The sequence below is a fragment of the Heliorestis convoluta genome (assembly GCF_009649955.1).
Lineage (GTDB): Bacteria > Bacillota > Desulfitobacteriia > Heliobacteriales > Heliobacteriaceae > Heliorestis > Heliorestis convoluta.
Map to the genome: position 1 here is coordinate 1,270,949 of NZ_CP045875.1, position 18,946 is coordinate 1,289,894.

Sequence of the window (18,946 nt, forward strand, 5' to 3'; positions counted from 1 at the left end):
ATCGAGAGAGTCTCGCTCTAAACCATCTTGTGACCAATCATGAGATCTTATCGCAACCAACTGATACGACCTTCTTTTCTTTTCGGCGCTGGGGGTTCTTGATCGGGATAGCCAAGGGTGATTACAGCGACAAGCTCTTGGTTTTCTACGCCCAGTCGAGCATTGATTTCTTCTGTTACGTGAAGAGGACCTGTCATCCAGCAGGTGCCAAGTCCAACGCTGTGAGCGGCAAGTAGAATATTTTGAATCGCTGCTGATACACTTTGCAAATTGGTTGATCTTTCGATTTCAAAAAGGCGTCTTTCAGCTTCTGATAAATTGGGCGGTGGTGTTAAATAGTCGCTAGGTCCGTAGCAAAAGATGAGTACCGGTGCTTGTCCCAGATCGCGAAAAAAGTCAAGTGTAAACCGAATTACTTTCGGCTTGTCCGCAAAGATGCGCTCTAATTTTGGCAAAATGGCTTCACCGGATGATCCAACAACGGTACGTAGCTCTTCTTTTTTCTCACCGGTGACAACGACAAAATGCCAAGGCTGCGTGTTCATGTTGGAAGGCGCCCAGAGACCCTCTTCAAGGACCGAAGCGATCAAGGACGCGGGTGGTTCCTCGGGCTTATACTTGCGAATGCTGCGGCGGCCGCGAATGGCTTCCTGAAGTTCCATCGCCAAAGTCCCTCCTAATGATAGATATTTTTGATAATTTTGAATTATCAGTAAAATATTCTTCGTTGACAAAGACAAAAGTCCTGCTCTTTTATCAAAAAAAATTTAGTGATAAAAAAATTTATCAATCTGGCTGCAGTGAAAGGAGGCCGCTCAATGGGAATGGGTGCTCAGCGAGAAATCTACTGGAACGTTTCAACAGAAGTTGTTGTTTTTTTGTATCTTTCCATGGCAGTGGCCCTTGCTTTTTTTGTTTATGGACTCTACCAACAAGTGCAGCGGTGGAGACGAGGCCAGCCAGAACAGCGAAAAGGACAAATGTCCCTTCTCATGAAGGAGTTTTTTTTCCAGAAAAAGCTACTACGGGATCCCTACCCTGGGATTATGCACTTGCTCATTTTCTGGGGCTTTGCCTTTATGTTCATTACGACAGGCCTTATTGGAATTCAAAAATATACAGGCTTGATGGTTTTTACAGGTCCTATCTACTTACTCTTTAGTTTACTTTCTGACCTTGGTGGTGCTGCCGTTATCGTCGGTGTTATGATGGCGCTCTATCGACGATATGGGATCAAACCAGAGCGATTGGACAACCAGCGAGATGATAGTGTCATTTTATTTTTGATTCTTGCCGTTATCGTCAGTGGATTTATGGTAGAAGGACTGCGCATTGCTGTCGTCGGTGAAGATTGGCCTCTCTTTTCTCCTGTAGGCGCCCTGGTTGCTCTCCTTTTTGCTGCAGGTCAGGAAGAGATGCTGAAACATTGGCATATCAGTGCCTGGGTTGGCCATGTGATTGTTTCGATGGCTTTCATTGCCTACATACCCTATTCGAAGCTACTTCATATGATCACAGCGCCCCTCAACCAGTACTATAGTGAGCCGAACAGTGGCAAGGCTTTATCAAAAATCGATCTAGAAGATGAAGAAGCCGAAAGCTTTGGCCTCGCTACGCTTGCGGAATTTAGCCAAAAAGACTTGCTCGATCTCGACGCTTGTACTCGTTGTGGCCGTTGTCAAGATCAATGTCCTGCTCACGAGACAGGCAAGCCTTTATCGCCGAAAAAGATGACGCAAGATTTGAAAAAGGTTTTAGATCGATGGGAAGATAGTAAGAACAAGCCTTTACTGGAAGAAACGCTTACTGAAGATGCCATCTGGTCTTGTACCACCTGTCGTGCCTGCCAGGAAGCTTGTCCTGCTTACGTAGAGCATATTCCGAAAACGATTGAACTGCGTCGCAACCTTGTCTTAATGGACAGTCAATTTCCTGCAGAGGTGCAGACGACTTTTCGCAATATGGAGAACAACGGCAATCCCTGGGGCATTGGTTGGGACAAGCGCGCTGATTGGGCCCGAGAGTACGAGGTATCCATTCTCGGAGAGATGGATGAAGAAGCCGCTTCGAAGGTGGAATATCTTTTCTGGGTCGGTTGTGCTGGATCTTTTGACGATCGCAACAAAAAAATATCAACAGCGCTGGTACAACTTTTGCAAGAAGCCAACACCTCTTTTGCCATTTTAGGGCCCGAAGAAAAATGCTGTGGCGACGCCGCCCGACGCATTGGCAATGAATATCTGTTCCAGATGCTTGCCATGGAAAACGTCGAAGTCATGAACAGCTATGGCGTGAAAAAGATTGTCACCGCTTGCCCCCATTGTTTCAATACTTTGAAAAACGAATATCCCCAGATGGAAGGCAACTACGAAGTCGTCCACCACACCGAACTCCTAGCCCAATTGTTGCAAGAAGGCCGAATTGAGCGCCCCGCACGGAAGACCCTAGAAGTATCGACAGTGGAAAGCAAGAAGGCAGACGAGCAGAGCCATAGACCAGCAGAAGATGGTGAGCGGGAAGAAAGAACCTCTCCAGCTTCTAAGGAAATTGCCGCTACCGAAGCAGGAGCCCCCTCTTCAAAGCTCGTTGTCACCTACCATGATTCATGCTATGCCGGTCGATACAACCAAGTCTACGAAGCACCTCGAACCATCCTTCGCAGCTTGGGCATTGAAGTCGTCGAAATGGAGCGACATCGAGAAAAGAGCTTCTGCTGCGGCGCCGGCGGTGGACGCATGTGGATGGAAGAAACACTAGGCAGCCCCATCAACATAGCTCGAACCGAACAAGCCCTAGCCACTGAAGCCAACGCCATTGTCGCCAACTGCCCCTTCTGCATCACCATGCTTTCCGACGGCATCAAAGCAAAAGGAAAAGCCACAGAAAAAACCATCTACGACCCTGCTGAACTACTACTAAAATCATAACAGAAAGGTCCCCTAGGTTCGTGCTGGGGGACCTTTCCTTTGCCACGCAAAGGGCGCATACAGAATTCGCCGTCTCAGCCTGTCGTCGTGCTCCTCGATGAACCTTCTTGCTACAGGATTTCCCCTCTAACCAGTCATGCCAGGTCGGGCACAACCATTTGATGAAAATCAGCTTTTTCTGATTAACGTTGGGGTTACTTCAGAGAGGGGCCTGGTCATCACGCTTTCCTCCGCTCTGGACTGGTCCCACGCTGTTACCGCCAGCAAGCTGGCGACAGCTGAGGTCCCAAGTCCCGCTGCGGAAAGCGTGATGCCCAGGCCCAGAGGGTTTTTGCTGATTGTTACTTCCGTTGGAATAGCTTGGCGAAACTTTCTTCTATCCGCAACTACCTATTGTATTTGCAATGCAATAGGCCAAAACTCAGTCACAACCAGCAAGATGTATCTGGGTCAGGCGTTATGACTTCCTGGAGGGAGGACTTCAGACCTCAGCCATCGGCAGCTTGCTGCCGCTCATGGCGTGAAATGAGTCCGTTCGGAAGGAATTCATAACGCCTGACCCCACCACAAAGTAGCTATTTTCGTGTTAACCAGTCATGCCCGGTTGGGCACAACCAAAGATGAAAATGCTATTTTCGTGTTAACCAACAATCAGAACCCGATATTTCCTATGAAGTAAATTTCATGGAACTTCCTCTAGCGAGGCATACTAGCCCTGAAAAAGCCTTAGTACATGCCTAACAGGAGGAAGATTTCAGATGCATAAAGATCAGGGAAGCCATCATAACCACCATAACAACCCGAATCCCTATGGGATGCAACAGGGAACCAACCAAAACATTTACCAACCTATACACCAAATGCCTCAAGATCTACACAATCTCATCACCAGAATGGGCAACTTCCAGGGTCGCTTTAATCTTGATAAATCAGGCTTCGACAATGCTATGCCCGGACACAGTAGCAATCACTCCATGATTTTTCGTCAACAACCAAGAACGGTAAAGCAAATCGGTTGTGGCATCGGCCTTCCTTATGAAACGCGCCTAGAAATGGCCTTGATGCTCGACGATCACCAATGCGCCTTAACAGTCGCCCTGCATCAATACAACAAACATCACTGGCTTACAGAAGGCGCAGAATCTTTTATCAGCCTTCATCATCTCCTTGACGAACACATTGATCAAACACAAAAGCATATCGATATGGTCGGAGAGCGAGTGGCCCGTCTTGGCGGTGTACCCACAGCCCATCCTGTAACGCAACATGAACTATCTTACATCAAACACGAAGTAGAAGGGCGCTATAGCATTCGAGACTTTATACGCAACGATTTAGAACAGGAACTAAAAATGCAAACCATGTTGCGCACAACCATCGATAGAGCCCATCAACTCAAAGACTTCGGCACTGTAGAAGTACTCGAAGAAGTCCTCAAAGATCGAGAAGATCTGGGCTATCATCTCTACAGCATCCTAGAAGATGACACACTCACCCGCGGCATGACCCATCTCATGGACAACCACTACGACCGCGCCGGCGATCGCCCCATGAATCCAAACAGTAAATTACAGTAAAATCCTACGTAGAGATCAAAAATTAGAATAGACCCAATCGAAATAGTCGGTGCTGTACGCAACCGGCTATTTCTATGTTAACCAGTCAATCCCCGTTGGGCGCAACCATGGATGAAAATAGCTGCCAAACGAAGCGTCCTCGTATCATTCGTGCCATGTCCGATTACGTTGGGGTTACTTCATACTGGGGCCTGGTCATCACGCTTTCCTCCGCTCTGGACTGGTCCCACGCTGTTACCGCCAGCAAGCTGGCGACAGCTGAGGTCCCAAGTCCCGCTGCGGAAAGCGTGATGCCCAGACCCAGAGGACTTTTTGCTGATTGTTACTTTCCGTTGACATTGCTTTGCGCTTTGCGCAACTTTCTGCGGTGTATACGCAACTGCTTATTGCATTTGTATTTGCAATAGGTCAAAACTCAGTCACAACCAGCAAGATGTACCTGGGTCAGGCGTTATGACTTCCTGGAGAGAGGACTTCAGACCTCAGCCATCGGCAGCTTGCTGCCGCTCATGGCGTGGGATGAGTCCGTTCGGAAGGAAATCATAACGCCTGACCCCACCACAAAGTACCAATTGACTATTTTCGTACTAACCAGTCATGCCCGGTTGGGCACAACCAAAGATGAAAATGCTATTTTCGTGTTAACTGGCCATGCCCCGTCAGACACAGCCAAAGATAAAAGTTGACGTTTTTTTGCTACTACGATATAAAATTGCTAAGAGAAACGAATCTTCTAAGAGTGAATTGTTTTTTATTTCCTATCTTTCTAATCAAGGAGTGATGTGACGTGAATTGGAAAAAAGCTAGATCCAAATTTTTTCTCTCTTTGATTCTGATGCTAACGCTTTTGGTAACGACGAGCCTATTTGCCTCCCAAGATTTTAGCGAAGGCGCTTCTTCTCGTAACTTTGTCTTTGTTGATGATGTAAAAGTCATCGTCAATGGGGAAGAAGTTTACTTTGATCGACCCTTACTCAACGCACAAAATCGCTTGTTGATTCCGTTGCGATCCGTCGGGGAAGCACTGGGTGCTCAGTTTCAGTGGCAGGAGCAGAGCCGAACCATCCTTATGATAGATGGAGAGAATCGAGTAGCCATGTGGCCTGAACGCTACGAAGTAGAGGTAAATAATCGGTTACAAAGAATCGATGTGGCACCGATCATAGAGGAAGGAAGAACCTATGTCCCCTTGCGCTTTGTTAGCGAAATCATGGGAAATAAGGTTGATTGGATTGAAGCAAGTCGTAGTGCTTTCATTACAAGCCTGAATCCTAGAGGGACAGTGCCTTCACCGACCCATCCTACGGAACGAATGAATGAACAAAGCTTCATCAACCTACAAATCGGCGATACAGAAGAAAAAGTGCGCCGCCTTGTTGGTGAACCTGCACGCATCGATCCAGGCGAATATGGCTATAACTGGTGGATTTACAACCGTAACCCCGCTCATTTGTTCATGGTGGGTATTGGCAATGGCCAGGTACGAGCCATTTTCAGTTCTTCTGAATCCTTCTCACTACAAGGCGTCACTATAGGCAGCTCTTATTCCGCCGTAGAAAAAACTTGGCCACTCCGCAGAAGCGTGAATTATCCCATTGCAGGAGGACAGATTGGCTTTGAACTAACAGCAGAAGATTTGCGGACTCGTCCTCTAATTATTGAAGGAAATCAAGCTCTAATTTTTTACATAGATCGGCACGGAGGCAATAAGGTCGCTGGCATTATGATGATGGATGTGCCCTCCCTTTTTGCCAGTCAGCGCTACGGCTACCGGATTTCAACGCGCGACCGAGCCACCTTTCAACAGTGGGAACAGCGCAAAGGGACGAACAATTCACTCGCCGTAGCCCAAGCCTATGAACGCCAGGTTCTCGATTTGACCAACGCCGCAAGATGGCAGGCCCTAAACGATCTAGAGGCCCATGCTTTTTTATCCCCTTCGCTTTCTTCCATGGGCAGAATGTCTCCTCGTGGCGCAATCGAAGTAAAATGGCATGAAAATATGGCCCAAGTAGCTCGTGCCCACTCCCAAGACATGGCCACCCATCGCTTTTTTAATCACACTTCTCCGAATACAGGCACTTTCTCAGACCGCATGAAAAAATCCGGCGTCACCTACTGGCATGCCGGTGAAAACCTCGCCATGGGGCAAGCCGATGCCATCGATGCCCACTTCGGCTGGATCAACAGCCTTGGACATCGCGAAAACCTTCTCAACCCAGTCTACAACAACCTAGGCATCGGCGTGGTCTATGGAACCGATGAAAAAGGGCGACTCCTCCGCTACTATACCCAGAACTTCATTACCCAGTAACATCGGTCCAAAAAACACCATAACATCCAACAATTCGTGTCAAAAACATGACATTCATCAAACACGAAATAAATACTTTTGTGGTATGATTTATTCCGTCCCCTTACACTTAAGGAAAGGTCGGTCGTCATGACAAAAGAAAATAAGCGTCAAAAGTTTTCAGCAGAGAATCAAAAGGCTGCAAAAAACAAAACAATGGTCCTTTCAGGGCTCATTGGTGCTTTCTTCGTAATCCTTGTGGCTGGCTTTTTTCTTTTTTACTCTCCCAACAATGCTCCCGTTTCTGCCCATGGTGGAACTTATGTAGTCGATGAAAAACCCTCTTATAGAGGGCAAATGATCCCCATGTCCGACATTGAATATGTGCAGGAGCCAGAGGGCATTGTTTTGTCTTTGCAAGAAGTAGAAGCGAAAAAGTTTGTCTACTTTGAACATGAACAAGAAGATCGTGCTTTGCCGCTCTCTGTTTTTGTGGCACCCAATGGCCGGGTTGTAGCGGCTGTAAGTGTTTGTGAACCCTGTGGTAGCAATCGTTTTACCATAGCCGATGATGATCTAGTATGTAATGCCTGTACGACGCGATGGGATTTGAATACTTTAAAAGGAAAAATGGGTGCTTGCATGAATTATCCACCCGATGAGCTTCCTTATGTCGTCGATGGAGATCGCTTGATCATCGATGCAGAAGCCGCAAATAACTGGAACACAAGGGACTACAGCTAATGTCGCTCTTTTATTTTCTGACCAAGAGCATTGAGCGGCAATGGGGTCGTTTCTTGCTCTTCTTGCTCGGTATTACCATCGCAGTTGCAGGCACCCTTTCTCCTTGGATGCTCAGTCGAGCTATGGAAACAGCACTGGCCGACGCTTTCGATCTCGTCGGTGCCAATATTGTCATTGCACCACCACCGGATCAATATGACATGCCCCTAGATTCAGTAAGAACTGTTTTTACCATTGAAGAAAGCAAAAACCTTGCTGTCGTCAGCCCCAAAGTCCTCGGCATTCTAGAAGCAACCCAGGGACCTCTCACGATCATGGGCGTTGCTTTTGATGAAGAAATTCGTCTAAAGCGCTGGTGGTCGGCCCAGGGGCAGTGGCCTTCTTCTTTCCAGGGTGATGTACCGGCCTATCGCTTTAATCACTCTATGGTAAAACAAGATGCTGAAACGAAGGACCATAAAGATTTTATCGCCAAAGAAGAGCCCCATAGCCTTGTCCTCGGCCATGGCATTGCCACAGAGCGAGGCTGGGCTCTAGGGGATCAAGTATTGATAGAAGATCATCTTTTTGTTGTGCAAGCTCTTTTAGACCCCATGGGCACAGCAGAAGATCATATGGCTCTCATCGATCTTACCCTAGCGAGCCACTTGCTAGAGCGACCAGGACAAATCTCTATGATGGAAATTGCAGCGCTTTGTGCGACTTGCCCCATTGAAATCATAGTTAGCCAACTTGAAGAAGCGCTTTCAGGCTATCAAGTAGAGGCTGTCAGAGAATCGGCAGAAATGAGACAATTGATCATTGGGCGCTTTACAGCTTTTAGCACCCTAACAGGTCTTGTCGTTGCAGCGGCAGGCATTATGCTGGTGGGATTAACAGCGGCCGCACAAGCTCGTGAGCGGCAGTGGGAAATCGCCTTACTACAAGCCATTGGCTTTGGTCGCAAAACAGTAACTCTTTTGTTTAGCGCCCAAGTGGGTCTCGCTGGCTTATTGGCGGGCTTGATCGGCTATGGTGCAGCGCTGGCTCTTTCTCTCGCTGTGTGGCCTTATTTGGCACCAGGTGTCTTGTCACCCCTTACTTTCTTCTATCCTTCTGAACTAATTCTAACTGTAGCAGCCGCCACACTGGTCGGCGTCCTATCGTCCTATCCGCTATTTTCCAAAGCCGCGAAAAAAGATCCGGCCCGCCTACTTGGGTAAAGCAACTTCTAGATCATAGCCCCTTTCTTTGGAGGTGAAACGGAGAAAATGAGCCTGATTGTAGCGCAACAACTGTCTCATACCTACGGACAGGGTGAGAGAGCCTATAAGGCACTAAAGCAAATTGACTTAACCATTGCAGCAGGCGAATTTGTCGCCCTTGTTGGCCCTTCTGGATCCGGAAAGTCAACCTTGCTCTCCATTCTAGGCGCGCTTACGCAACCGACAACAGGAACGTTGCGTATTGATGGCATTGATGTGGTTGCACTGAATGATGAAGAACGGGCCCGTTTTCGCCGTGAATATGTAGGCTTTGTTTTTCAACAATTTCATCTAATGCCCTATCTAACAGCGCTAGAAAATGTCATGTTGCCTCTCGTTATGACTTCAATGCCCAAAAAAGAGCAAAAAGAAAAAGCCCAGATGGCTTTAGAAAAAGTCGGCCTGGCTGAAAAAGGGCACCGATTGCCAGAGCAACTTTCCGGTGGTGAACAAGAGAGGGTTGCTATTGCCCGCGCCATTGTCAACGAACCGCCCCTGCTTCTTGCCGATGAACCGACAGGCGCTCTTGATGTAGCCAATGGTGATCGTGTCATGGCTCTATTAACGGATTTGAACCAAGAAGGACACACTGTTGTCATGGTGACTCATAACCAGGCCTATGAACCTTTGGCCCATCGCGTCATTCCTTTGCAAGATGGCGCTATCGTCCTTGCCAAACAAAGGCCAGGTGAAGGATCTTGAATCTCTTTGATCTAATCGTAAAAGGGTTATTGCGTACGCCGGCGCGCTCCATCTTTTTCATCATTATCATGATGCTAGCGACAGCCTTTTATGGAGGCTTAAATGCCTTAACAGAAGGTGCCGAAGATCAATTGCAACAAGGCCTCGCAACGCAAGAAAACCGCCTGACCATCACGCCGGGAAGCGATCAGATGATATTACACTATGGTGGTTTTCCCATTCATACGGCCCTTTCCTATCGCGGTAGGGACCTGCCTTATGAAACCTTAGAAATCCTAGCTCCTTTCGTAGAGCAAGGAAAAATCATAGCGCTTCACCATCCCGAGACAGAGACTTTCACACGGATTGAAGCCCAGGCTTCTGATCGAGCAACCATGCTAGTCCTCCTTCAAGAGCTAGAAAACCTTTTACCAGAAGCAACGGTTGTACCCATTCGCGATGTCGAAGAAGGGCGACAAACGGTCGCGGATCAAATGGCGCTTTTTCGACTCTATCTATTGGCTGTAACGACTTTGGCCATTGCAGCACTCGTTACGGCTTTTACCAATCTTTCTGTACAAGAGCGGATGCGTGAGATGACCATCTTAGGTGCCCTTGGCTTCTCGCGCCGTGCTCTCAAGACGCTGCTGCTTGGGGAAATCATCATTCTGGCTCTGATCGGTACACTCGGTGGCCTTGTTCTTGGTTTTTGGGGAGCGACTGTTGTGGCTGACCTAGGCGCCACCGCTATGACAACAGGTTGGTCCCTTTCGAATATCATAGGAACGATCACGCCTTTACTCCTAGCAACGCTTCTCGGAGGCTTGCTCTCACTGCGACTGGGTATGCGCAGAGGCACCGATCTCCCTAGTGGCAAAGCGGCGCTATAATAAAGGAAAAACTGATACGCTGAGATTCCAAGTCCCGCTGCCACCAAACCTTGCCAACCATTGTGCTTTTTTCGTGTTATCCCTCCATGCCTGGTCGGGCACAACCATTTGATCAAAATCAATGTTTCCTGATTACGTTGGCGTTACTTTGTGCAGGGGCCTGGTCATCACGCTTTCCTCCGCTCTGGACTGGTCCCACGCTGTTACCGCCAGCAAGCTGGCGACAGCTGAGGTCCCAAGTCCCGCTGCGGAAAGCGTGATGCCCAGTCCCAGAGCGTTTTTGCTGATTGTTACTCCTGTTGGCATTGTTTTGCGTAACTTTTTGCTTGCTATGTTTACACAACTGGCTATTGTATTTGCAATAGGCCAAAACTCAGTCACAACCAGTAAAATGTACCTGGGTCAGGCGTTATGACTTCCTGGAGAGAGGACTTCAGACCTCAGCCATCGGCAGCTATGCTGCCGCTCATGGCGTGGGATGAGTCCGTTCGGAAGGAATTCATAACGCCTGACCCCACCACGAAACTTTGCCAACCATTATGCGATTTTCGTAATAACAAAAAAGGCCTCCCTACTTCCATAGCGGAAATAGGGAGGCCTTTTTCATAATTGCTCACTGATAAGCAGAAACAAGCATCTTATTAAGAAAATGCGTTCACCTACAAGTAAAAGAGAATGGAAGTTTCCTAGGCTTTTTCACCGTCAGCATCGGCTTCTTCTTCCGTAGCTTCATCAGCATCAGCGTCTACATCGGCAGCTTCGTCAGCAGTGGTCTCTTCTTCCGTAGCCTCATCAGCATCAGCGTCTACATCGACAGCTTCGTCAGCATCGCCTTCTTCTTCTGTAGCTTCATCAGCATCAGCATCTACATCGGCAGCTTCGTCAGCGTCGGTCTCTTCTTCCGTAGCCTCATCAGCATCAGCCTCTACATCAGCAGCTTCTTCTTCAGCAATCTCTTCTTCCACATCACCTGTGCAAGATTTAGAGATTACGACAGCTTGCTCTTCTTGGTTCCAGCTTACAGAGAAGCCAAAAGCTTCAGAGATAAAGCGAACAGGAGCCATTACACAGCTTTCTGAGAACTTCGGTGCAACGCCCATTTCAACTTCTTCGCCATTTACGATCAATCTATCGCTACCGGCTGTGAGCACAACACTTTGCTCACCTTGAGAAAGAGTAATTGCACGAGTCTCTACATCCATTGCTACATTTTCATGCCCAAGGCCGAGCGCAGGCATCAAATAACGTAAAGGCGCATAAGCACGATCGTTTTCAATAAAAACGCTTTTCTCCATAGCCATCTCTTGGCCGTTCACCTGAAAATCATCAGCACCTACTACAAAGGTAGCTTCTTGGCTTTCAGCGGCGCTTGCGCTGAAAGCCAGAGATAGTGTAAAGGCACCTGCAAGAGCTGCTGTCGATAGCTTTTTCATCGCTAAAAATCCTCCTCTATTCAATTGATAATATCGGCACATTATATACCACCAATATTATACAAAAAGAAGGAATAGCAGAAAAGACATAAAATGGAAAGGAATCAAAAAAAACTAGACAATTGCACCACGAGGACAGGTGCTGACACAAACTTTGCACTTAATGCAAGCATTATCAGCAACAGGGGCCGGCTCAGTACTTTTATAGCTTACAATCGGCACATCCATGGGACAACTTTTCTCACAGACACGGCAGCCACGACAATCAGCGGCAAGAGTAAGCGCTGCAGGCTTGGCTCGTAAGCTAGAGAACCAGGAGGCCATGGTACCCATCGGGCAAATCGCACACCAGCTTCTTGTTTTGTAGAAAATGCCTAACCCTAGACCAATCAAACCAGAGATGATACCCATCGTAATAAATACAGAACCAATGGCATAGACATCGCCACCAGTCAAATAGACACGCCATGCAAAAACGGACATAAAGACAGCGAAAAAGGCCCAACGAGTTTCCTTGGCTTTAAGCCACTTCGGTATCGCTTTTTTCTTGTTGTGGCCTAGAAACTTATCATAGAGAAAGCCTCGTGGACAAAGAGTGCCACACCACTTGCGACCTGCAAAGATAGAAATTCCAATGGCTGTTACCATACAAAGAGCCATAACATATCCAAAAAGCGGATAGATAAGCCCCAAAGTTAGATAAGATAGTGTAATTAAAAAAGCGTAATCTTTGTACTTAGCAAACATACCCCATACCTCCAATATAAAAACTAGCGCTATTATAGCACATGGATCGCCCATACGGTAGGGGGGTATAAAAAACTTAACATATTTGTGAAACTTTTTGCGGGTTCATAATCCGAATTCTTCTAATTCTTATGTAAGCACTATCTGTCAGCAAACGCCAAAAGCTCTACCTCCACTGAATCTCAACCATCCCCTGACTTCGCAAAAAGGCATTGGCCTGAGAAAAAGGGCGACTGCCAAAAAAACCACGATGAGCCGAAAGGGGACTGGGGTGGACCGACTGAATTATAAGATGATGAGCAGCAGTAATCAACGATTTCTTATCCTGGGCGTTTTTGCCCCAGAGAATAAAAACAACGGGCTTCTCTCGTTCATTCAGCTTGCGAATTACCTGATCGGTAAAAAATTCCCAACCCTTTCCTTTATGCGAATTGGCTTGCCCGGCCCGAACTGTCAAAACCGTATTCAGCAACAAGACCCCTTGCTGTGCCCAGTGCACCAAAGAACCAGAAGAAGGAAAAGGACAGCCTAGATCGCTTTGAAGTTCCTTAAAAATATTTTGCAAAGAAGGTGGCAAAGGTTGACCCGGAGGCACAGAAAAACTCAAGCCATGAGCCTGCCCAGGCCCGTGATAGGGATCTTGCCCTAAAATGACTACTTTCGTATTTTCATAGGAAGTATAATGAAGAGCATTAAAAATATCATACATATCAGGGTACACAAGACCACTCTGGTACTCTTTTTTCAAAAATTTTCGCAGTTCTATGTAATAATCTTTTTGAAACTCCTCTTCCAAAAGAGGAGCCCAATCGTTCCGCAAAATGGCCATATCGTCTACTCCTTTCTGAAATTCAATTCCATCTACCCCACCAAAAAGCCTTTTTTTCAAAGACAACGCAGAAACAGGCAGGATTTGGTTAACATACCGAAGAATAATAAACTTTCAAAAATAGATTTATAAAAGGGCGAACCAGAAACTGTCGTCCTCGTCCAAGAATAAGACAAGATAAAGTAAGATAAAGACAAGAAAGGCAGGCAAAAGCATTGCAAGGTGAAGTAATCGTAGAAGGTTCCATTCTACTCAACCTAGACGATGTTGTTCAAGTAAGTGCCACCTTTAAAAATAACTTGAAACAACCGGTCATTTTTGAGGAGATTCCTCTCTTACTTGTCGATAAAAAAGGGAAAATCCTAGCAAAACAAGCTTTCAACCTTTCTGAGATGGGTCGCATCGCGCCCGGTGAAAAGAAAAAGTGGGATCTCGCTTTTGATCGAAAAAACGTACTCGTAGATCAGATCAAGCAAGACAATTGGGCCATCCTTTTTGACATGGAAGATATGACCACCGGGCAAAAGGACTTTGAGCTAGAAGGTCTTCCAGAAGGCTATCCACCAGAACAAGAGGAAAAGCTAAAAGCCATTTTGAAAAAAATGCCCATTGTGAAACCAGGAGAAGTTAGCTTTACACCGCTTCATGCTACTGTGAACAAAGGGCAGTTGCTCGTTGCTGTCATGATTCGCAATGGCGGAGAAAAGACCTTAAAAATCGATGCCCTGCCTCTACTCTTGCTAGACGCCCAAGGGGAAGAAGCAGCCAAGGCGCAATTTCAACTTGAGAATTTTCTTGTCTCACCAGGCAAAGCCCGTCTTTGGACCTTTGTTTTTCCAGAAGAAATGGTACAGAAGAAAAATCCTGATCTGAGCAGCTGGTCTTTGCAGATAAAAAGTACAACCCCAAAACAAGTATAACTTGTTTTGCCCTGCAATTGTCGCTATAATGAGTATGATTCTGGCAATGGGGGAGAGTCCATGTCCAGGCCTATCCGAGTATTGCATATAATTGGCGGAGGGGAAATCGGCGGCGCCGAGATTCATATCCTGGACTTAGCCAGACATCTTTCACCTGGGAAAATCGAGGTGCATTTGTGTTGCCTTTTTCCAGCACCCCTCTTGCAATGGGCAGAGCAGCAAGGGATCCCTGCTGTTGCTGTGCCTATGCGAAGCAAATTCGATCTTTTCAGCTTATGGAAAGTCGCTCAGGTTATCCGGAAGATTGATCCCCAAATCGTTCACACCCATGGGGTTCGGGCCAATATGATTGGTCGTTTGGCTGCTGCGCTAGTAGGATCCCGCAAAATCGTTACGACGGTTCACAGTGTATTGGAACACGATTACCCTGATGCAGTTGCACGCCGTCTTAATTTCTGGCTGGAGCGAGCCACAGCGGGCCTCACCGATCGATATATCGCCATTTCTGACTTTATTAAGCAAAATATTGTTGACCAAGGGATTCCGCGTGAGAAGATCACTGTTATCCACAACGGCATTGAATTGGAAAAATTCACAGGTCCGTTGCTGTTACCTGAAGAGCCAAAAGGTCTTTGTCCTCGAGAATGTATCGACATAAGAGAATATGACTTTGACAGTGAAGAGCTGAGTCTCGATCTAGTAAAAGAACACAGCAAGGTGTCTTTGAAAGAACAAGAAGACATTGCTACTCACCAAGATAGCCTTAAAAGCGTAGACGGTAAGAGTAGCGAACAAGGTAGCAAAGGCTTTGATGGCAATCCTGAGAAGAGAAAAAAGCCCCAAACAGCCCTTTCCTATTGTGTGAATTCTTTTACCCTTGATCAGAGTGCAGCACCGATTTGCCGTGATCAAGAAGCACAGCAACTGCGAGCCCATTATGGTCTCAATGCCTGCACACCTCTTGTCGGCATGGTTGGGCGTTTTCACCCTGTCAAAGGTCATGAAGTGCTTGTAAAAGCAGCCAAAGAAATCGTAAAGCTTCATCGCGATGTTCGTTTTCTCTTGGTGGGAGATGGCTTTCACCGCCCAGAGATTGAAAAAATCGTGATCGAAGAAGGCTTGTCGCCTTATTTCATTTTTGCTGGTTTTCGAGATGATGTAACGGTCATTTACAGAGCCATCGACATTCTCGCCTTGCCTTCTTTATCAGAAGGTCTCTGTCTGACTGTAATGGAAAGCATGATCAGTGGTTGCCCTGTAGTGGCCAGTCGTGTTGGAGGAATTCCTGAAGTGATTAGCGACGGCAAAGACGGTGTGCTCGTCCCTGCAGGCGATCCCCTTGCTCTTGCCGCTGGCATTGTGAATCTTCTAGAGAATCGAGATAAGATGAAACGCCTCAGCCAAGCAGCCATGAAAACAATCGAAGAGCGTTTCACAGTGCAAAAAATGGCAGAACGTACTGAGGCTTTTTACGAGCATATTGTGAACGAGGACAAGCTAAAACTTACAAATAACAATAAAGCACCCAAAGAAAAGGCAAAAAAGAGCAAGTGGATCTAGGAGTGTACTATGCCCAAAGCGAATCGCATCGCCCAAGCCGCAGTCCTCATTATGGTGGTGACGCTGGCAGGGCGTTTTTTCGGTTTTATCCGTGAAATGCTTACGGCCAACTATTTTCCCGTTGAGCTAGTAGATGCTTACGTCGTTGCCTACACACTACCAAATATTTTTGGCGTTACCATGACAGGCGCTTTTATGGCTGCTTTTATTCCTGCCTTTACCAAATTGTTGGTGGCAGATGAAAAAGAAAGAGCCTGGCGCTTGGGCTCTACCATTTTTAACATTGTATTTATCGCTTTTACCTTTCTGGTCATTCTAGGTATTATTTTTGCGCCCACTGTGGTCAAGCTTATTGCGCCTGGTTTTTCTGGAGAACGTCTAGATCTGACGGTTGATCTTATGCGGATTATGTTTCCCACCTTGATCTTTGTCTCCGTGGCGGGCATTACCATGGGAATGCTAAATTCCTATGATCACTTTCTCGTCCCGGCCTTAGGTCCACTGGTGGCTTCCATGTCAGTCATCGGCGCCATAATTTTTCTTTCGCCGACCATGGGCGTCTATGCCCTCGCTGTAGGCATTTTGTTTGGACTTTTTTTACAGTTGGCCATACAAGTACCCATCTTACCACGATACGGCTTTCGTTATAAGATGACCATGGATCTAAAAGATCCGCTGGTTCGTCAGGTGGGCTTGTTAATCGTGCCAGTTATTATTGGCGTAGGCATTGGGCAAGTCAATATTTTAATTGACCGCATCCTTGCCTCTGGATTAGAAGCGGGGAGTATCGCTGCACTAAACTTTGCCAACCAAGTTATGCAATTGCCCATGGGCATTTTTGTCCAAGCCATTGCTGTGCCTATTTTTCCAGCTCTATCTGCCTTGGTGGCCCGCGGTGACTTTGCAGGCATGCAACGAGCTTTCGGCCGCGGTACCAACTACTATACCCTTTTGCTCATACCTATGACCGTAGGCATGATGGTCCTAGCTATACCAACCATTCGTTTGATATTTGAAAGAGGCGCTTTTACGCCAGAAAATACAATTGCCACATCCATTGCGCTCTTCTGGTATGCTTTAGGCATTTTACCTTCCGCCATGCGCGATCTATATACGCGTGTCTTTTACGCTCTACAAGATACCAAAACACCTGTAAAAATTGGCGCTTTATCAGTCGCCATACATATTGTGTTAAATCTTTTGCTCATTGGTCCCATGGGCCACGGCGGGCTGGCTCTAGCCACATCTATCTCCACAGCCCTCAATATGATCGTTCTTGGCTGGATTTTATGGAAGCGCACTGGTGGCTGGAACTTGTCCGGTCAACTTGTTGTCTTCGGCAAGACTTTGTTTGCAGCGGCTATCATGGGTGTAGTCGTTTACTTTGTCAATGATTACCTCTACCAACTCGTAGGCTACCAGCGAGGATTTGGTGAAATTATCCAACTTGCAGGTGCCATCGGTACAGGTTTTGCCGTCTATGCTTTCCTCGTCTGGATCATGGGCATTGAAGAAGTGAACATGGCCATCGATATGGCTCGCGAAAAAGGCGGCGCTCTCATAGCAAAGATTCGTTCATAAGAGCGTGTGAGCAATGTTCATAGCCAAGCCACAACGAATCATCCCCTAATGCCCGGACCTACAACGTAACAACAAGCAAGATACACTCGACACTCGAGTAGGCCTTTTGATTTCACTTTTCAGACAAAGGCAGGTTAGCACAGTGACTCTATCAGTCTCTACGCTTAAACTTTTGAACAAGCTATTTCCACAACCAGCCCACCCTTTGAACATGGCCCAGGATGGAACAAAAAGCACGGCGCAGTGGCAGATGGAGCGCGGTGGCGAGACCTTGCGCTATTTTCTGCAGGCAGTATCGGAAAAAGAGCTATTTCAAGATCGTACGGTTCTCGACATGGGCTGTGGGCCCGGTGGTAAGACCTGTTATTATGGGACCCGTGGTGTCAAAAAGGTGGTAGGACTTGACTTACTGCCTGATTTTATCGCGGAAGCCCAAGCTCTCGCAGAGCAAGAAGGCCTAGGGGAACGCGTTGACTTTGTGGCAGCAGATGCAACAGCCATGCCCTTTGCCGACGAAACCTTTGACGTCATTATCGCCAATGACTTTATGGAACACGTAGGCAATCCCGAAGGCGCTTTACGTGAAGCCCACAGGGTCTTAAGAAAAGGGGGGCGTCTCTATGTGAACTTCCCACCTTACTACCACCCCTACGGCGCCCACCTATCCGATGCCATCGCCATTCCCTGGGTACATCGCTTTTTCTCCGAAGAAACACTGATTCAAGCCTACAAAGACCTAGTACGAGCCTATCCAGACGGCGAAAAACGAATCGCCTTTCGCTTTAGCAAAGATGAAAAAGGGCAAGAGTACCTAAGCTACGTCAACGGTATGACCATCGAACGCTTCGAAAAAATACTCCAAAAAACACCCTACCTGAAAGTAGCCTATTACCGAGAAGCACCCTTAAGAGACTTCCTAGCCCCCTTAAGTAAAAACCCCTCTTTACGAGAATACCTCGTCCGCATGGTCGTCGTAATACTAGAAAAAAAGTAACGTAAAATCACAAAACGAAGCAACACGAAACAAGCCACCAAAGGAGCCAAGAAGCTCTTTGGTGGCTTGTTTATTAGTTGCTTTTGTTCAAACCAGTTCATTTTCTAACCAACCCGCCATGCCTGGATGGGCGCAACCAAGATGCTACCAAACGAAACGGTCCCCCTACCATCCTGTACCAATCCATGAAAATCAGCTTTTTCCTGATTACGTTGGGGTTACTTCATAGAGGGGCCAGGGCATCACGCTTTCCTCCGCTCTGGACTGGTCCCACGCTGTTACCGCCAGCAAGCTGGCGACAGCTGAGGTCCCAAGTCCCGCTGCGGAAAGCGTGATGCCCTGGCCCAGAGGGTTTTTGCTGATTGTTACTTCCGTTGGAGTAGCTTTGCGTAACCTCCTGTTATCCTGTTATGATTACGCAACTGCCTATTGTATTTGCAATAGGCCAAAACGTAGTCACAACAAGCAAAATGTATCTGGGGCAGGCCTTATTCATTCCTGGAGAGAGGACTTCAGACCTCAGCCA

General features: G+C 47.1%; 15 protein-coding genes. 11 read left to right on the top strand and 4 right to left on the bottom strand.

What is annotated here, in order from left to right; genetic code table 11:
• Nucleotides 1-47: 47 nt before the first annotated feature.
• Nucleotides 48-662 carry a nitroreductase family protein gene (locus FTV88_RS05885; RefSeq protein ID WP_153724818.1) on the bottom strand — a complete coding sequence of 205 codons (615 nt, stop codon included), beginning with the start codon at nt 660-662 and terminating at the stop codon, nt 48-50.
• A 156-nt stretch (nt 663-818) separates the two neighbouring features.
• Between FTV88_RS05885 and FTV88_RS16000 the strand changes: the two genes are divergently transcribed.
• The 7 genes from FTV88_RS16000 (at nt 819) to FTV88_RS05920 (ending at nt 10,356) form a co-directional block, all read left to right on the top strand.
• The gene (locus FTV88_RS16000; protein WP_207707925.1) at nt 819-2,927 is read left to right on the top strand and encodes a heterodisulfide reductase-related iron-sulfur binding cluster; all 2,109 of its coding nucleotides are present in this window, start codon (nt 819-821) and stop codon (nt 2,925-2,927) included.
• A gap of 758 nt (nt 2,928-3,685) precedes the next feature.
• On the top strand, nt 3,686-4,504 hold the full coding sequence (locus tag FTV88_RS05895; RefSeq protein ID WP_243137367.1) for a Dps family protein: 819 nt from the start codon (nt 3,686-3,688) through the stop codon (nt 4,502-4,504).
• Between the two features lie 787 nt (nt 4,505-5,291).
• A complete protein-coding gene (locus FTV88_RS05900; protein ID WP_153724819.1) occupies nt 5,292-6,818 on the top strand; it encodes a CAP-associated domain-containing protein in 1,527 nt (508 codons plus the stop codon).
• A gap of 129 nt (nt 6,819-6,947) precedes the next feature.
• Entirely contained in the window at nt 6,948-7,541 is a 594-nt protein-coding gene (locus FTV88_RS05905) for a Fe-S-containing protein (RefSeq protein WP_153724820.1), read from the top strand.
• Nucleotides 7,541-8,743: an ABC transporter permease gene (locus tag FTV88_RS05910; protein WP_153724821.1), complete on the top strand. Its 1,203-nt coding sequence runs from the start codon at nt 7,541-7,543 to the stop codon at nt 8,741-8,743. The genes FTV88_RS05905 and FTV88_RS05910 overlap by 1 nt, the downstream gene beginning before the upstream one ends.
• Before the next feature lie 48 nt (nt 8,744-8,791).
• Nucleotides 8,792-9,487: an ABC transporter ATP-binding protein gene (locus FTV88_RS05915; protein WP_153724822.1), complete on the top strand. Its 696-nt coding sequence runs from the start codon at nt 8,792-8,794 to the stop codon at nt 9,485-9,487.
• Entirely contained in the window at nt 9,484-10,356 is an 873-nt protein-coding gene (locus tag FTV88_RS05920; protein ID WP_153724823.1) for an ABC transporter permease, read from the top strand. Before FTV88_RS05915 ends, FTV88_RS05920 begins: the two co-directional genes overlap by 4 nt.
• A 686-nt stretch (nt 10,357-11,042) precedes the next feature.
• On the opposite strand, the gene FTV88_RS05930 is transcribed toward FTV88_RS05920, so the two are convergent.
• The 3 genes from FTV88_RS05930 to FTV88_RS05940 form a co-directional block, all read right to left on the bottom strand.
• The gene (locus FTV88_RS05930) at nt 11,043-11,789 is read right to left on the bottom strand and encodes a copper amine oxidase N-terminal domain-containing protein (RefSeq protein WP_162007919.1); all 747 of its coding nucleotides are present in this window, start codon (nt 11,787-11,789) and stop codon (nt 11,043-11,045) included.
• 114 nt (nt 11,790-11,903) lie between these two features.
• Nucleotides 11,904-12,536: a 4Fe-4S binding protein gene (locus FTV88_RS05935; protein ID WP_162007920.1), complete on the bottom strand. Its 633-nt coding sequence runs from the start codon at nt 12,534-12,536 to the stop codon at nt 11,904-11,906.
• A 166-nt stretch (nt 12,537-12,702) separates the two neighbouring features.
• On the bottom strand, nt 12,703-13,365 hold the full coding sequence (locus FTV88_RS05940) for a uracil-DNA glycosylase (protein WP_153724827.1): 663 nt from the start codon (nt 13,363-13,365) through the stop codon (nt 12,703-12,705).
• A 215-nt stretch (nt 13,366-13,580) separates the two neighbouring features.
• Here FTV88_RS05940 and FTV88_RS05945 point away from each other — a divergent pair, with 215 nt between their 5' ends.
• The 4 genes from FTV88_RS05945 (at nt 13,581) to FTV88_RS05960 (ending at nt 18,420) form a co-directional block, all read left to right on the top strand.
• Complete coding sequence (locus FTV88_RS05945; protein WP_153724828.1) at nt 13,581-14,285, top strand: SLAP domain-containing protein; 705 nt, start codon at nt 13,581-13,583, stop codon at nt 14,283-14,285.
• 60 nt (nt 14,286-14,345) lie between these two features.
• Nucleotides 14,346-15,845, top strand: a complete 1,500-nt coding sequence (locus FTV88_RS05950) for a glycosyltransferase (protein ID WP_153724829.1) — start codon at nt 14,346-14,348, stop codon at nt 15,843-15,845.
• 9 nt (nt 15,846-15,854) lie between these two features.
• Nucleotides 15,855-17,426, top strand: a complete 1,572-nt coding sequence (gene murJ / locus FTV88_RS05955) for a murein biosynthesis integral membrane protein MurJ (protein WP_153724830.1) — start codon at nt 15,855-15,857, stop codon at nt 17,424-17,426.
• A gap of 142 nt (nt 17,427-17,568) precedes the next feature.
• Nucleotides 17,569-18,420: a class I SAM-dependent methyltransferase gene (locus tag FTV88_RS05960; RefSeq protein WP_243137369.1), complete on the top strand. Its 852-nt coding sequence runs from the start codon at nt 17,569-17,571 to the stop codon at nt 18,418-18,420.
• Nucleotides 18,421-18,946: the final 526 nt, after the last annotated feature.

Coding starts and splice junctions, on each gene's coding strand:
- FTV88_RS05950 (WP_153724829.1), top strand. CDS start 14,346: ATGTCCAGGCCTATCCGAGTATTGCATATAATTGGCGGAGGGGAAATC.
- FTV88_RS05905 (WP_153724820.1), top strand. CDS start 6,948: ATGACAAAAGAAAATAAGCGTCAAAAGTTTTCAGCAGAGAATCAAAAG.
- FTV88_RS05895 (WP_243137367.1), top strand. CDS start 3,686: ATGCATAAAGATCAGGGAAGCCATCATAACCACCATAACAACCCGAAT.
- FTV88_RS05910 (WP_153724821.1), top strand. CDS start 7,541: ATGTCGCTCTTTTATTTTCTGACCAAGAGCATTGAGCGGCAATGGGGT.
- FTV88_RS05935 (WP_162007920.1), bottom strand. CDS start 12,536: ATGTTTGCTAAGTACAAAGATTACGCTTTTTTAATTACACTATCTTAT.
- FTV88_RS05940 (WP_153724827.1), bottom strand. CDS start 13,365: ATGGCCATTTTGCGGAACGATTGGGCTCCTCTTTTGGAAGAGGAGTTT.
- FTV88_RS05915 (WP_153724822.1), top strand. CDS start 8,792: ATGAGCCTGATTGTAGCGCAACAACTGTCTCATACCTACGGACAGGGT.
- murJ (WP_153724830.1), top strand. CDS start 15,855: ATGCCCAAAGCGAATCGCATCGCCCAAGCCGCAGTCCTCATTATGGTG.
- FTV88_RS16000 (WP_207707925.1), top strand. CDS start 819: ATGGGAATGGGTGCTCAGCGAGAAATCTACTGGAACGTTTCAACAGAA.
- FTV88_RS05930 (WP_162007919.1), bottom strand. CDS start 11,789: ATGAAAAAGCTATCGACAGCAGCTCTTGCAGGTGCCTTTACACTATCT.
- FTV88_RS05885 (WP_153724818.1), bottom strand. CDS start 662: ATGGAACTTCAGGAAGCCATTCGCGGCCGCCGCAGCATTCGCAAGTAT.